We start from the raw sequence: 13497 nt of genomic DNA on the forward strand, positions 1-13497 counted from the left end.
TCCCCAGACCACCCCGGCCGGTCACTCCGGCCACTGAAAGGAGGCGCTGCATGCAAAGACTTGCAGCGATTGAGAAGAAATGAGAAATCCCCACGCAAAAAATATCGCCAATGCGCTCCCTCCGATTCACCCCGGTGAAATATTGGCGGAGGAGTTCCTTTCCCCGCTAGGCATGTCTGCTCGTGCCTTGGCTGCAGCAATTGATGTGACACCCGCACGTATCTCGGACATCATTGCGGGCCGCCGTGGCATCTCCGCCGATACCGCCCTGCGCCTTGGGCGCTACTTCGGCACCACGGCTCAGGTTTGGCTGAACCTGCAGACGAACTATGACTTGGAAGTTGCCAGTCGCGAGCTCGCCGAATCGATTGCACACATCCGTCCCCGCGCAGCATGACAGGATGAATCAGCTGCTGCCCTCGGTGCTTTCCTCGAAGGAAGCTACGAGCGTCCTGCCGCTCGGTGCCGGTTTCTCATCTTGCCGCTGTTGCGACAATAGAATGCTGGCGCGGGCATCTGGGATGGACAAATTGGTCCTACTCCGCAAGGACGCGACGCCAACTAACGCAGGATAATTGTTTAAGGGGGCGCCATGAAGGAAGTCGATGACTACCTGGACTCGTACCTGGATGGCCGCTCGGACCCAGGTACTGCAGTCATGCTTGTTGGACATTGGGGGTCAGGGAAGACTCACTATATTCGGAGCTACTTCGATAGGGTAGCCAGTACTCAAGTGACGACTGAGCTCGTCGCGAAGCCTCGTATGCCTTGGTGGAAAACTAAGGCCGACCCAAAAGAGGCTTCCGACGTCGGCGATCTAGGTCGACCAGTAGAGCATCTGTACGCGAGCTTCTTTGGCGCAGAGAACTCGGCCGGAATCTCGGATCAGTTCCTTTCCCAGCTGTACCCGAGGTTGAACTCGAAACTGGGAAAGGTGCTGGGAGCTGCCGCGATCCGTTTGGCTGGACTCGGAGTTCAGATCGCAGGAGCTGGTGTACTCGGTGAGGTTGCACGAGAGGAGGACGGTCAAGCCATAAGGAGCTGGCTGAGCAACCCGGCGGGCCGTGTTCTAGTGTTTGACGATCTGGAAAGATCTAGCATGCCCATTGATCAGTGCTTATCCATAATAAATAGTTACGTTGAGCGAGATAATTTGCGGGTAGTTGTACTGGCCAATGAGCAGGAGCTGATGGGAGACCTTCTCTATCGGCGCTGGAAAGAGAAAGTTGTTGGGAAGACAATTCAAGTGCTTTCTAATCCACTTGAAGTGTTGGAGGCGTTGGTCCAGGAACTCGATGCTGGTCCCGTGAGAACAGTCATTGAAATAAATAGTGACGACATCTTGGATGTGATGGCTGCATCTCCGTCTGTCAACTACCGAAGCATACGTAGCTTGGTTTTCGACGCGCAGAGAATTGTCTCCATCGTAGACGAGAGACTGGGTGATTCGCATTTGGCGGTTCTGCAGTTGTTGAAATTTTCGATTGCTGTGGGTAGTGAATTCAGATCCGGGAGAATAGCCGGAGGCGACGTCAGGGCGCTGCAGCAGGCGCTCATCATAAGGGCGAAGGACAAGGAGAAGAGGACCGAGCGTGACAAGTATCTTCTCGAACTGGAGGAACGCTTTTCGTTAGTAGGCGCACTAGATTCAGTTGTCCCAGGTGAAGACTTGATCAGATACTGGCAGATCGGTGCGCTGAACGCTGAAGCGTCAAATGCATCCATTCTGAAGCACCCCGCGGTAGTTGGTGAGGCATACCAACCTGTTTGGCAGAGACTCTGGGAGTTGCGGAAGCTGAAGGAGGCGGGGTTCAAAAGCGCGCGATCAGAACTCAGTGAGCTACTTGATAGTAATCAAGTCATAGTCCAGGGAGAGTTGCTTCATCTCGTTGGTGTCGCACTCGCTCTCAACGATCACGGTGCACGGCTGTTCCCTGGTTATTTGGACGTAAAGTCCTGGATTGCCGAATATGTAAGACGGCCGGAGGTGTCGGACCGACTGGAGCGAAGTTTGCATGGCGAAGACGGTCGCGAGTCCTTCGCAGGCTTGGGATACCACAAGAGAGACGATCCCATCTTTGTTGAAGCTTCAAAGATCATAGAATTTTCTGTTGCGGCGGCTGAGGAGAAACGTCTGAGGGGTGACGTTCCCAAGCTACTTAGCGAGATTTCTGAACTTCACTACGAAAATATCTACGCGTTCGATGGGCGCGGAAGTGTGGGTGGGCGGGCATGGCTGCATATGGTTGAGGTGGAGGAGATGGTACGGATTATGCTGTCAGACGGTGCACTCCGGCCTTTGTTGACGAACCTTCTCATCAGGCGATATTCGGAGGATGGGATTGGGAGGCTTCGAGTCGAATGGCGGTGGCTGCGTCTCTTGCGTGACGAGTTGCTTAGGAGTTCTTCAAAGCTGGATGCACCATTTAGGTCGATCTCCTCCGAAGCAATTGTTGACGCTGCACAAAGAATTAGGGCATCACTGAGGCACACGATCAGAGTCATTAAGCAGCGACGACACGCCTAGATTGAATGGAGATGGAGGTTGGAGTTCAATCCTCAATCACGGAATCGTACGCGAAGAGGTGAAAGTCATGGGTGGTCTGGCACCGGTCCAGTACGCAGTGCAAATGGTAAGGGCGCTCAATAGAATGACGACGGCTGTCTATATGAGCGATGTCCTTAGTGAACGAAGCGTCTTCGGTGTGTAAATGCTTTTAGTTCTTCTTGCATTGATGTCCCCGGCGCCTCACGCGATCCTTCCCCTGTTGCAATCATCAAGCAAGTTCAGGAGGCTCAACGTGTCAAATGAACCGATTTCCGAGGATGTGGCGGCGGCCGCCTACAAGGTGCTCCACGACAAGGCGAACAGCAAGCGGGAGAAGACGGCCGCCCGCTTGTATGCGTCACAGCACTACACAGTCTTGAGCAGTTTTTCACCGGCCAAGAAGGCCGCATATCAAATTCTCAGGGACCCTTCGAGAAGCAAGGCGGCCATGGTGGCTGCAGGATTGACCTTGGAACAGTTCACGAAGCGGTGAGTCGCCAGCCCGCTGCAGCAGTGCTTTGTTGGCGCTGAGCGAGCCCGCTTCGACGGGGTGAGTAATTCCTGAAAGCTGGAGCGGAGGAGAAGATGAGGCGCGCCAACGCGAACAACGTCGCCACCATGCACCCACCGGTCCATCCAGGCGAAGTGCTGGCTGAAGAATTTCTGGCCCCGCTTGGCATGTCCGCCAAGGCGTTGGCGAAAGCAATTCAAATGTCACCCGTCAGCGTCTCGCACATCATTGCCGGTAGCCGTGCCATCACCGTCGACACCGCCCTGCGCTTTGCGCGCTACTTCGGTACAACGGCTCAGGTTTGGATGAATCTCCAGATGAACTACGATCTGGAGATCGCCAGCTGCGACCTGGCCTAGTTCACCGCACCCATTCGATGCCCACCTCGCTTCTACGCCCCATCGGCGCATACTGTGGGAAGGGGACCGATGGCTGACCAGATGAATCACGAAGAACACGTGCTTCAGGCACGACATGAGGCAAGCAGGATCTGCTCAGGCATTCTGGAAGGGAATGTTGATGTTCTTGAGGGCTTCCATCTACTCGCGTCATTGCGATGGGAAGTGGGCGTTGATGCTAGTGACGCCGACTTCATCGTGTTCGTTGCGATATCCAGTGAAATCGACAATCTGCCCATCGGTGAGGTTCGCAGATACTGGTCGGCGGAAGCGCTCGAGCGCCTCGAACCGGAGCTGAAGGCGGCCGTTGCATGGGCGATGCCCATGGCGGTTCCAGCTTGCAGGTCGGTAGTGCGTCGGTTCAGCGCTGAGCTGTTCAGCTCCAACAATCCATAGCAGGATCGGAGACTCCCATGCGTACCGCTGCCGCGAAGTTGATGCTTCTCTCCATCGTGTACGCGATCTCCATCGTATGGGGCGTTGAGTGGTTGCTCGATCATCTGAGGTCGCGCACCTTTGGCATGGGTCCCGAAGTGCATCCGCGCTGGGTGCGTACCGCACTTGCCCTGGCGCCATTTGCCCTGTTTTCGCTATGGGTCGCCATCCGGCGGTCACCGCGCGTGCGAAGGGGTTACATCGCGGGGCTGCTGGCCTCGCTCGCCCTGTGGGGCTGGTACTACGCCGACGGCCTGATGAACACCGGCGGCGGCGCCAACATCGGCCTGGGCATCATCATGATGCTGTCGCCGCTACCGGTGTTTCTTGTCATGTGGATGTTCGCCCGCAAGGCGTGACCGATGGTGCTGGATCCAGCGGGAATGTAGAGAAGGCGTGGCTTTCCAGCCGGGGCATCCGCTGGCACTGGTTGCGTGTGAGAATCCGCAGATCATGGCCGCACGGACCGGATGACTTCAATGGAAAAGCGTGTCTGCTTCGATTTTGAAATCGAGTTCAGCAACGGCGGCGGAATCCAGGGCCAAGGTTTTCGTCTTGATATCGAAGGCGATGACATCGATGGCGACGCGCTAGCGGAGTACATCGTCCGCGATATGCGGCTGCTGATGGTGGGTGCTGTGCGCATCCTCAACAAGCGGATCATCGAAGAGCCGCACAAGCGGCCATTGGAAGCAGGGTCCGGGACCGCCAGCGATCAATGACAGCTTCCATTGAAGGACCCTGAGCCCTTCGATTTGGCTACTCGCGTCACAGTGTAGGTCTAGCCCATCAAACTCAGACGACCAACAGAAACAAGCGATTTCCCATCGTCCGCATCATCCCGCATGGTGTTCTCCAGAGCCTAGAAACTCTAACGTGAGAGAGTTGGATATTCCTTTGTCGGGAGGGTGGCTAATACAACACCTCCGAGGAAATACGCCATGCCGGGTCTCACTGACGGTTTCTAGCCTCCCGACGCCCTTGCCATCCCGGCAAGGGTGCTTCACACCGGAGGTCCAACATGCTTACTCAGTGGGCGGACACGCCTCTCGATGAACTCCCCAAGCGCAGGGCAAGCTATTCCCGCCCTGCACGCACCTACAAGGTCTGTGCGCAGTGGTACGAGGATCCCGACTCGATGCGTCGCGGTGAGCTCCTGCCTCGTTTCCAGCTGCGCGGTCGCTGGCTGCATGACATCGGCTTCGTCATTGGCGCCAAGCTGGCGGTGGAGGCCAAGGAGGGCGTCATCACCCTCACGGTGATCGAGCGGCCGGCACCGGTAGTTCCAAAGATCCCCAGGAAATTACAGCGGGAAATGGCCCGCGGGAGGCAGTCATGAGCAGGAACGTTCTGATGCAGGCCAAGATGGAAGATCAGCTGCGGGCCAGCTTCCAGGCAGCGGCGGCGCGCGAATGCCGTCCTGCCGCGCAGGTGTTGCGGCAGTTGATGGAGGCGTACGTGGCGGTGCAGTCCGAGCCCGACGCGAATGACGGACGGAGGCGCAGCACGGCGGTGCGTCGTGCGGCGGGAGCGGTAGTCAGCCTGGCGCCGCCGCCTGCGCCGCTCACTGACGGCGACGACCGCGACCTGGAGGAGGTTGCACGGCGGCAATGCGGCTGGCGCAACACCCCATTCGGAGCAGGGTGAATCAGGGCGCCGATGTGGGCAGTGGGCACTCTGGTCCTACAGGTGCCCCTGTCCGCAGGATCGTGTCCGGCCGAGTAGAACTACTGACCGCCGACTGGTAAAAGTTCGGGTGGTTACGGGGCGCGGGTGAGCTCTACTGTCAGCACGATCCTGGCCACTACGGGCATTCAAGGAATCTCCTGATGAGCGCCGCCGGCAAGCCGAACATCGTCATGATCATGGCCGACGACGTCGGCATCTGGAACATCAGTGCGTACCATCGCGGGATGATGGGCGGCAGCACACCCAACATCGACAGATTGGCCGCGGAGGGGGCGCTGTTCACCGACTACTACGGGCAACAGTCCTGTACGGCGGGCCGCGCGGCGTTCATCACCGGGCAGACGCCGTTCCGTACCGGACTGCTGAAAGTGGGCCTGCCTGCGGCAAAACAGGGCCTGCAGGCATCCGATCCAACCATTGCCGAGATCCTCAAGCCGCTGGGGTACGCGACCGCGCAGATCGGCAAGAACCATCTGGGTGATCGCAACGAGTATCTGCCCACGGTGCACGGTTTCGACGAGTTCCACGGGATCCTCTATCACCTCAATGCGATGGAAGAGCCCTACGACCCGGAGTATCCGAGGGAGACGAGCTTCCGTGAGAAGTTCGGGCCGCGCAACATCATCCACAGTGTGGCTACCGACGAGGATGATGCCTCCGAGGATGCGCGTTGGGGGCGGGTGGGCAGGCAGGAGATCACCGACGCCGGACCGTTGCCGCCACATCCGGGCATGGATGAGGCGGCCACAGTGAGCATGGAGGATATCGACGCTGACCTGGTGAAGCGCTCCTGCGCATTCATCGAGCGATCGGTCGGCGCGGGCCAGCCGTTCTTCCTGTGGCATAACTCCACGCGCTGCCATTCCTGGACGCATTTGTCCAAAGCGTGGGACGGCAAGACCGGATTTGGGCTCTTTGCCGATGCCATGGCCGAACTGGACTGGATCGTAGGGGAGCTGCTGGCCAAGCTGGATGCGCTGGGCGTTGCCGACAACACGGTGGTGCTGTTCACCAGCGACAACGGCGCCGAGATATTCAGCTGGCCCGACGGAGGCAACCATCCGTTCCGGGGCGAGAAGGGCACTGTGTACGAGGGCGGCTTCCGCGTGCCGATGCTGGCGCGCTGGCCTGGCGTGATCCGCCCCGGGGTCATCATCAACGAGATCATGTCGGCCGAGGACTGGATGCCGACGCTGGTTGCCGCTGCCGGTGAGCCGGCGCTGAAGGAAAAGCTGCTGGACGGGTACCAGGCCGGCGCGAAGCACTTCAGAAACCATCTTGACGGCTACAACTTCAAGCCGTTCTTTGAAGGCGAGGTGGCGGACAGTCCGCGCCGTGAATTCTTCTATTTCAGCGACAACGCCGATCTGATGGCGGTCCGCTACAACCAGTGGAAGATTACCTTCAAGTCCATTGTGGGCAATCTGTTCAGTGGCAAGGAGGATTCAACCAACGTGCCACTGGTGACCAACCTGCGGGTCGATCCGTGGGAGCGGTACCAGACCGAGTCCACGTCGTACGGACAGTGGTGGGGCGAGAAGCTCTGGGTGATGATGCCCGCCACCGGCGTTGTGGGTGCGTTCCTGGCGACGTTCAAGGACTACCCGCCCAGCCAGGTGTCCGGATCGCTCAGCGTGGACAAGGCGCTGCAGGCGCTGGAGGAAGGCGGTAGAAAGAACTGATCAGGCCATCAACCACACCCGGATCAGCGACACCAGCTTGTCCACGTCCAGCGGCTTGGCGACGTAGTCGTTCGCGCCGGCCTGGATGCACTGCTGCTGGTCGTCGGGCATGGCCTTGGCGGTGAGGGCGATGATCGGCAGCTTGCCGAAGCGGCCGTCCTGCCGGATCTCGCGGGTGGCGGTGAGGCCATCCTTCACCGGCATCATGATGTCCATCAGCACCAGTTCAATGGCCTCCGGTCCCCCGACGGCGGTGGTCAGGGCGTCGATGGCCTCCTGGCCGTTGCGCGCGATGGTCACCTTGCAGCCGTGCGGCTCAAGCACGTTCATCAGCGCGTAGATGTTACGGACATCGTCCTCCACGACGAGCACGCGGCGTCCTTCCAACGCCGTATCCCGGTGTTGCGCCGTGCGGATCATGCCCTGCTTGGATTCGGGCAGTTCGCTGACCACCTGGTGCAGGAACAGCGTGACCTCATCGAGCAGGCGCTCGGGTGAGCGCGCACCCTTGATGATGATCGAACTTGAGTAGCGGCCCAGTCGCACCTCTTCGGCGGGCGACAACACCCGGCCGGTGTAGACGATGATCGGCGGCAGCGCTTGCGCGCTCTGCTCGCTGAGCAGTTCCAGCAGCTCGAACCCCGAGGCGTCGGAGAGCGTGAGGTCCAGCACCATGCAGTCGAACGTATGTTCGGCCAACGCCTGGAGGCACTCCGATGCGGAGCGCGCGCCGATCGTTTCCACGTCGGCCAAGGCCAGCAGGTCGCGCACGGCATCCAGCTGGACGGCGTCATCCTCGACCACCAGTACCAGCCGTGGGCGCAGCGACAGGCGGCGCTCCAGCGAGAGGAGTACGTTGGCCAGCTCATCGCGGGTGGCCGGCTTGCCGAGGTACCCCACCGCGCCGAGCGACAGTGCCTTGCGCGAATGATCCATTGCGGACACCACATGGATGGGAATGTGGCGGGTGCGCATGTCGTGCTTGAGCACGTCCAGCACCGACAGCCCCGACTGATCAGGCAGGCCGACGTCCAGCACGATGGCGTGCGGAAGCTCCGCGCGCGCGGCGGCCAGGGCCTCGCTCGCGGTGTGCGCTACCTGCGCGCGGAAGCCCATTTCGGCCGCCAGGTCGCTGACGATCTGGCCGAAGGCGATGTCGTCCTCGACGATCAGGATCAGGCCGCGGCCGTTGTTGGTCGCCCGGCCGCTCGCACTGCTCGCCGGGCGCGCTTCCTGCGTCATGGTCTGGGCGGTGCTTGCGTACGCGGGGCGAGCAGGCGCAGCCGCCGGCACCGCTACCGGAGCGGCCGTGCGTTCGGCGGTCGCCAGCCTTGCCGCAACCACCAGGCGGAAACAGCTGCCCTTGCCCGGCTCGCTTTCCACGGTGATGTCGCCCCCCAGCAGGCGTGCAAGCTCCTGGGAAATGGACAGGCCCAGGCCCGTGCCGCCGTAGCGCCGGCTGATGGAGCCGTCGGCCTGCTGGAACGCCTCGAAGATGCGCACCTGCTGCTCAGGCGCGATGCCGATGCCGCTGTCGGTCACCGAGAACGCGACCTTGCCGTCGCGCGTCGCCGACGCCGATACGGTTACGCCGCCTGCTTCGGTGAACTTCAATGCATTCGACAGCAGGTTCTTGAGGATCTGCTCGATGCGCTGGCGATCGGATTCGATCACGGCGGGGCAGTCGGCCATCATCGAGACATCCAGTGTCAGGCCCTTCTCGCTGGCTACCGGACCGAGCAGCGCCGCAATATCCACCAGCAGCTTCTCCACGCCAAAGCGCTCGGCGTGTACCTCGATGTGACCGGCCTCGATCTTGGACAGATCGAGAATTTCGTTGATGAGGTTGAGCAGGTCGGTGCCGGACGAATGGATGGTCCGCGCGAACTTCACCTGTTCCGCGCTGAGGTTGCCGTCGCGGTTGTCGCCCAGCAGCTTGGAAAGAATGAGTGCGGAGTTGAGCGGCGTGCGCAGCTCGTGCGACATGTTGGCCAGGAACTCGGACTTGTACTGGCTGGCGCGCTGCACCTTGTGCGATTCGGCCAGGATGGCGGCGTTGGCGCGCGCGAGCTTGTCGCGTTCGCTCTCGAGCTGCTGCGACTGGTCGAAGAGCTGGTTGTTGGTCTGTTCCAGCTCGGCCTGCTGTTCTTCCAGCTCGTGCTGGGAGCCGCGCAGCGCCCGGCTCTGTTCCTCCAGTTCCTCGTTGGAGACGCGCAGTTCCTCGCTCTGCACCTGCAGCGATTCGGATTGCCGCTGCGTCTGCATCAACAGCTCGGAGAGCTTGGCCCGGTAGGCCGCCGATTGCAGGGCCACCGCCATGTCGCCGGAGGCGAGCTCGAGCAGTTCGACCACTTCGGCCGGCACCGCACCGAAGAAGCCGAGTTCGATGACCCCGCTCACCTCGCCCTCGTGGATGCTGGGGGCGATGACCAGGTGGCGTGGCTGGGCCTGGCCCAGTCCCGAGCCGACCGTGAAGTAACCCGGCGGCACATCCGACACCACCAGAACGCGCTTCTCGTCCACGGCGCGGCCGAGCAGGCTGCCGCTGTCGCGGACCTGGTCGGTGCCGTCGGGCGCGGACGCGGTGCCCACCGCCCCGATCTGCCGGTAACCCGTGGCCGCCGGTTCGAACAGCATGCCGGCCTCGGCGCCGGTAAAGCGCGCGAGGAAGCCCAGGCTGGCGCGCGCCAGGGCGCCGCTGTCCAGGTCGCCGCCGGTCGCGGTGGCCAGCTCAAGCCGGCCGCGCTGCAGCCAGGCATCGCGTTCGCGTGCGCGGGTATGGCGACGGAGCAGGATGGCGATGAAGATCGTCAGCACGACGCCCAGCACGGCGCTGGCCGCGCCAGAGCTCAGGGCCGCGCTGTACGCCGATTCCATTTCCTCCAGGCGACGTGCGCGCTTGTCCAGTTCGATGGCGCCCATGGAGGCCAGGCGCGCCCGGATATCGTCCATGGCTGCCTTGCCGCGGTTGGAACCGACCACGGCCAGGGTGGGCTCGAGCCCTTGGGTGCGGCGTACTTCGATCGTTTCATGCAGCTCGTCCAGCTTGTCCTGGACCCTGCGTGCCAGCAGTTTGAGCCTGTCCCGTTGCGCGGCGTCATCGGCCAGTGCGTCTTCCACGGCCTCCAGCCGCGTGCTGGCAACCCCCAGCGCCGTGCGATAGGGCTCCAGATAGCTGTCGTCGCCGGTGAGCAGGTAGCCGCGCTGGCCGGTCTCGGCATCCTGCACCGCCGAGAGCACATCGCCCAAGGCGGTCATCGTCTCTTGGGAGCGGATCACCAGGGCGCTGCCCTCACGGATGGTGCGGATGTTCTTGCCGGCCAGGTACCCGCTGCCGAGGAAGAACAGCATGACCGCCAGCAGTGGCCAAAGCGTGCGGAAGGCGGTCCCGGCCTGGCTGGAAGAGCGGGGTTTGGGCGTGGAGGTCATGGTCTGGCAGGAGGGTGGAGGCAACCGTTCAGCGTATCACGCTGGCGGCTGACGCAACGGATGACCGGGTGGCCGGACCCTGCTTGCGCATCGGCTGGTAGACCGTCTGCCTTAGAGCCTGCCGGCAGCCGTGTACCGCGCCACACCCTGTTCGACCAGCAGCTGGAGCTCATGCAGCAGCGTCTGATCCAGGACGTCGAAGTTGAAGCACGACTTTCCCTGCATGCGCTTCTTCAGCGCGGGGCTGATCCCGGCGAGCAGCTCCGGGAAGTCGTAGACGGGCATGAAGTGGAACGAATGCTTCCGACCCGAAACCTTCACCGCCCCGAAGAACTGCGGCTTGCCCTTGGCGTCGAGGTTGCTGCAGTTGGCGTAGACGTGGTCGGCATCATCGTGCACGACCAGAAGCCGGGTCTTATGGGCCAGCAGCAGGTCGCGCAATGCGGCGAACAGTTTCGGCGGGTTTGCCTGTATCGCGCTCCCTTGCGGGGTGGCGGGCGTTGTTGGGTTCTTCATGGCCCGCCCTCTATTCCATCTCCAGAACCACCACGTCACTCAGTTCCGGGCCGCCGCCCCGGTTGCCGCTTCCTGCGGCTACGTAGAGCTTTCCATCGCGCGTCACCGCTTGGGTTCCGTGGCGACCCCTTGGAAGCGGTGGCAGTGTTGACCAGGTGCGGGAGGTCGCGTCCAACGCTTCCACCTCCGCATGCGCGGCGGTTTGACTGGCGCTCTCTCCGCCCAGTACGACCAGCTTGCCATTCCACTCAACGGACGTTGAACCGGCCCGTGCCGTTGGGAGGCGGATGTCGCTGTTGATCCATCGTCGCTGCGAGGGGTCGTAGATATCCACCGGGGACACGGTCTTCGAGAATGCCTCGCCGGTGTTGTGCGAGGACTGGCGCCCACCCGCCACGTAGATACGTCCGCCGACGACCGCTGCATGGAAATGGTCCCTTGCATGTGGCGCGTCTGCCAGGCGCGTCCACGTGCCGTCGGTCAGATCCAGCGCATCCAGCCACGCGACGTAGCCGGCGTTGTGGCCTTGGGTGTTTCCGCCGACCACGTAGGCGACTCCATCGATCACGGCGACGCCAGCAGCGCCCCGGCGACGTTCCGCCGGGATCTCCGTGCCCTGCGACCAGGTGTCCGCGGCCGGATCGTAAACGAGCACATGGGTCAGCGCCTGCTCATCGGGGAAGCCCCCGGTAAAGCCGCTGATGATGTACACCTTGCCCGCGTGGGCCACGGCCTGCGCATGATGTACCTCCAGCGGCGGGGATGCGGCCGGGTGCCAGGTGGAGGTGCCGAGATCCAGGTACTGCATGGCGCGCTCTCCGCGGCCGCCCAGGACATACATCCGGTTGCCCAGCAGCGCAGCGGAGCTCTCATGCCGCGCTTCGAGATCACCCTGTGCCGCGATGGGTGTCCACTGGGCCGCTCCAGGTTGCCCAGCGGTCTGGTGCGCGTGGGGGGCGGTGTCGGCCCACGCAGGCGCCGTCTGCGCGAACGCGGCGGACAGCAGCAGGGAAAGCAGTGCGCGTTTGTTGCAGGTCATTCGCAGTTCCTCTTGCCGGGCTCCCAGGCAGGATCGTTCTCCGGCGGCGGCTTGTACAGTGCCGGCGAACGGGCTGGCTGCTTCGCGCATTTGGATGAGCCGCCGCAGGGCAGCTTCAATACACTGGCATACTTCGCCCGTTCAACTCAGCTGCGCGTAGGCGCCCCTCCACGTTTCGAGGTGAGACCACATGGATGGGACCGGCCCGGCGTCCTACATGCTCTTCTTCTTCGCCGGTCTGGGCGTCTTCAATGGGGCGGCGTTGGCGGTCTACCTGCTGTGGCGACGACCGGCCCGGCCGGCGCAGCGTTGGCTGGCGGCCGTGGTGCTGATGTTGAGCCTGCGCACCGGCAAGTCTGTCCTGTTCTACTTCTGGCCGGACATCTCCAAGCTGGTGCTGCAGGTCGGCCTGACCGCCTGTTTCTTCATCGGCGTCTGCCTGATCGGTTTCGTCCGCGCCTGGATTGATCCCGAGCGCCGGCAGACCTGGAACGATCCGGTCATCGCGCTGGGCCTGCTGGTGCTTGCGATCGCCTTCGGCGTGGCCTTCCCCTATACCGACCATGTGAGCCTGTGGGCGGGGCCGGTCTGGGCTTCCATCCAGGTGTGCTGGCTGGCCTGCCTGGGGGCGGCCGCTGGGCTTTTCCTACGCGCGTCCAGGCACGGTCGCATCGAGGCGCCCGGCGCGCTGACCCGCACCCATGTCGCATCGGTCATCGTGGGCGTGGCGGTGATCTGGCTGGCCTATGCCACGGCCGGGTTGACGTCGTACATCGTCGGCGCGCTGTCGTTCTCGCTGGTGCTGTACCTGAGCACCAGCCTGGCGCTTGCCTGGCGCACGCCTCGTCCCACCGCCGAGCCCTATCGGGACCGCAAGATCGCGCAGACAGATGCCGACGCGGCACTGCGCGCCCTGCAGGCGCTGATGACCGACGAGCGCCTGTACAAGGACGCTGGCTTGACCCTGGCCAAGCTGGCCAAGCGCCTGAACATGCCCCCGGCACGGCTGTCGCAGCTGCTCAACGACAACCACAAGACCGCCTTCAAGCCGTACCTGGCGCAGATCAGGGTCGAGGCCGCCAAGCAGCTGCTGCGTGCGCAGGCGGCGGCGTCGATGGAGGAAGTGGCGGAAGCATCCGGCTTCCTGTCCACGTCCACCTTCCACCGGAGTTTCAGCAAGGTGGAAGGAACCACGCCCGCCGCCTGGCGGCAGGCCCAACTGCGCCTGGAGAGTGGCTCCTGAAACGCGT

At 62.4% G+C, this 13497-nt stretch carries 14 protein-coding genes; 11 read left to right on the forward strand and 3 right to left on the reverse strand.

Translation table 11 applies throughout. The features are described 5' to 3' along the window. Nucleotides 1-79 precede the first annotated feature (79 nt). From AC3ITN_RS04820 to AC3ITN_RS04865, 10 genes are all read left to right on the forward strand, one after another. The gene (locus tag AC3ITN_RS04820; protein WP_489392202.1) at nucleotides 80-397 is read left to right on the forward strand and encodes a HigA family addiction module antitoxin; all 318 of its coding nucleotides are present in this window, start codon (nucleotides 80-82) and stop codon (nucleotides 395-397) included. Between the two features lie 195 nt (nucleotides 398-592). Further along, nucleotides 593-2527 carry a hypothetical protein gene (locus AC3ITN_RS04825; RefSeq protein ID WP_489392203.1) on the forward strand — a complete coding sequence of 645 codons (1935 nt, stop codon included), beginning with the start codon at nucleotides 593-595 and terminating at the stop codon, nucleotides 2525-2527. Between the two features lie 274 nt (nucleotides 2528-2801). Beyond that, entirely contained in the window at nucleotides 2802-3041 is a 240-nt protein-coding gene (locus AC3ITN_RS04830; RefSeq protein ID WP_313348598.1) for a hypothetical protein, read from the forward strand. Nucleotides 3042-3133: 92 nt separating this feature from the next. Further along, nucleotides 3134-3418 (forward strand): HigA family addiction module antitoxin, encoded by a 285-nt coding sequence (locus AC3ITN_RS04835; RefSeq protein ID WP_489392204.1) that lies wholly within the window; start codon nucleotides 3134-3136, stop codon nucleotides 3416-3418. A 69-nt stretch (nucleotides 3419-3487) separates the two neighbouring features. Then, on the forward strand, nucleotides 3488-3853 hold the full coding sequence (locus AC3ITN_RS04840; RefSeq protein ID WP_489392205.1) for a hypothetical protein: 366 nt from the start codon (nucleotides 3488-3490) through the stop codon (nucleotides 3851-3853). Between the two features lie 17 nt (nucleotides 3854-3870). Continuing rightward, the gene (locus AC3ITN_RS04845; protein ID WP_489392206.1) at nucleotides 3871-4251 is read left to right on the forward strand and encodes a hypothetical protein; all 381 of its coding nucleotides are present in this window, start codon (nucleotides 3871-3873) and stop codon (nucleotides 4249-4251) included. Between the two features lie 120 nt (nucleotides 4252-4371). Continuing rightward, nucleotides 4372-4614 (forward strand): cyclase, encoded by a 243-nt coding sequence (locus tag AC3ITN_RS04850; protein WP_489392207.1) that lies wholly within the window; start codon nucleotides 4372-4374, stop codon nucleotides 4612-4614. Nucleotides 4615-4913: 299 nt separating this feature from the next. Next, complete coding sequence (locus AC3ITN_RS04855) at nucleotides 4914-5231, forward strand: SymE family type I addiction module toxin (protein WP_313346542.1); 318 nt, start codon at nucleotides 4914-4916, stop codon at nucleotides 5229-5231. Further along, nucleotides 5228-5539: a hypothetical protein gene (locus tag AC3ITN_RS04860; protein ID WP_489392208.1), complete on the forward strand. Its 312-nt coding sequence runs from the start codon at nucleotides 5228-5230 to the stop codon at nucleotides 5537-5539. The genes AC3ITN_RS04855 and AC3ITN_RS04860 overlap by 4 nt, the downstream gene beginning before the upstream one ends. Nucleotides 5540-5721: 182 nt before the next feature. After that, entirely contained in the window at nucleotides 5722-7263 is a 1542-nt protein-coding gene (locus AC3ITN_RS04865; protein WP_489392209.1) for an arylsulfatase, read from the forward strand. Here AC3ITN_RS04865 and AC3ITN_RS04870 read toward each other — a convergent pair whose 3' ends face one another. The 3 genes from AC3ITN_RS04870 to AC3ITN_RS04880 form a co-directional block, all read right to left on the reverse strand. Further along, nucleotides 7264-10692 (reverse strand): response regulator, encoded by a 3429-nt coding sequence (locus AC3ITN_RS04870; protein WP_489392210.1) that lies wholly within the window; start codon nucleotides 10690-10692, stop codon nucleotides 7264-7266. Between the two features lie 111 nt (nucleotides 10693-10803). After that, complete coding sequence (locus AC3ITN_RS04875) at nucleotides 10804-11208, reverse strand: hypothetical protein (RefSeq protein ID WP_489392211.1); 405 nt, start codon at nucleotides 11206-11208, stop codon at nucleotides 10804-10806. Between the two features lie 10 nt (nucleotides 11209-11218). Next, the gene (locus AC3ITN_RS04880) at nucleotides 11219-12337 is read right to left on the reverse strand and encodes a Kelch repeat-containing protein (protein ID WP_489392212.1); all 1119 of its coding nucleotides are present in this window, start codon (nucleotides 12335-12337) and stop codon (nucleotides 11219-11221) included. 100 nt (nucleotides 12338-12437) lie between these two features. On the opposite strand from AC3ITN_RS04880, the gene AC3ITN_RS04885 reads away from it, so the two are divergent. Then, on the forward strand, nucleotides 12438-13490 hold the full coding sequence (locus tag AC3ITN_RS04885) for a helix-turn-helix domain-containing protein (protein WP_489392213.1): 1053 nt from the start codon (nucleotides 12438-12440) through the stop codon (nucleotides 13488-13490). The last annotated feature ends 7 nt before the right edge of the window (nucleotides 13491-13497 follow it).

It is taken from the genome of Stenotrophomonas sp. KH_036_B, assembly GCF_057839485.1.

Coding starts and splice junctions, on each gene's coding strand:
- AC3ITN_RS04820 (WP_489392202.1), top strand. CDS start 80: ATGAGAAATCCCCACGCAAAAAATATCGCCAATGCGCTCCCTCCGATT.
- AC3ITN_RS04825 (WP_489392203.1), top strand. CDS start 593: ATGAAGGAAGTCGATGACTACCTGGACTCGTACCTGGATGGCCGCTCG.
- AC3ITN_RS04835 (WP_489392204.1), top strand. CDS start 3,134: ATGAGGCGCGCCAACGCGAACAACGTCGCCACCATGCACCCACCGGTC.
- AC3ITN_RS04840 (WP_489392205.1), top strand. CDS start 3,488: ATGGCTGACCAGATGAATCACGAAGAACACGTGCTTCAGGCACGACAT.
- AC3ITN_RS04845 (WP_489392206.1), top strand. CDS start 3,871: ATGCGTACCGCTGCCGCGAAGTTGATGCTTCTCTCCATCGTGTACGCG.
- AC3ITN_RS04850 (WP_489392207.1), top strand. CDS start 4,372: ATGGAAAAGCGTGTCTGCTTCGATTTTGAAATCGAGTTCAGCAACGGC.
- AC3ITN_RS04855 (WP_313346542.1), top strand. CDS start 4,914: ATGCTTACTCAGTGGGCGGACACGCCTCTCGATGAACTCCCCAAGCGC.
- AC3ITN_RS04860 (WP_489392208.1), top strand. CDS start 5,228: ATGAGCAGGAACGTTCTGATGCAGGCCAAGATGGAAGATCAGCTGCGG.
- AC3ITN_RS04865 (WP_489392209.1), top strand. CDS start 5,722: ATGAGCGCCGCCGGCAAGCCGAACATCGTCATGATCATGGCCGACGAC.
- AC3ITN_RS04870 (WP_489392210.1), bottom strand. CDS start 10,692: ATGACCTCCACGCCCAAACCCCGCTCTTCCAGCCAGGCCGGGACCGCC.
- AC3ITN_RS04875 (WP_489392211.1), bottom strand. CDS start 11,208: ATGAAGAACCCAACAACGCCCGCCACCCCGCAAGGGAGCGCGATACAG.
- AC3ITN_RS04880 (WP_489392212.1), bottom strand. CDS start 12,337: ATGCGCGAAGCAGCCAGCCCGTTCGCCGGCACTGTACAAGCCGCCGCC.
- AC3ITN_RS04885 (WP_489392213.1), top strand. CDS start 12,438: ATGGATGGGACCGGCCCGGCGTCCTACATGCTCTTCTTCTTCGCCGGT.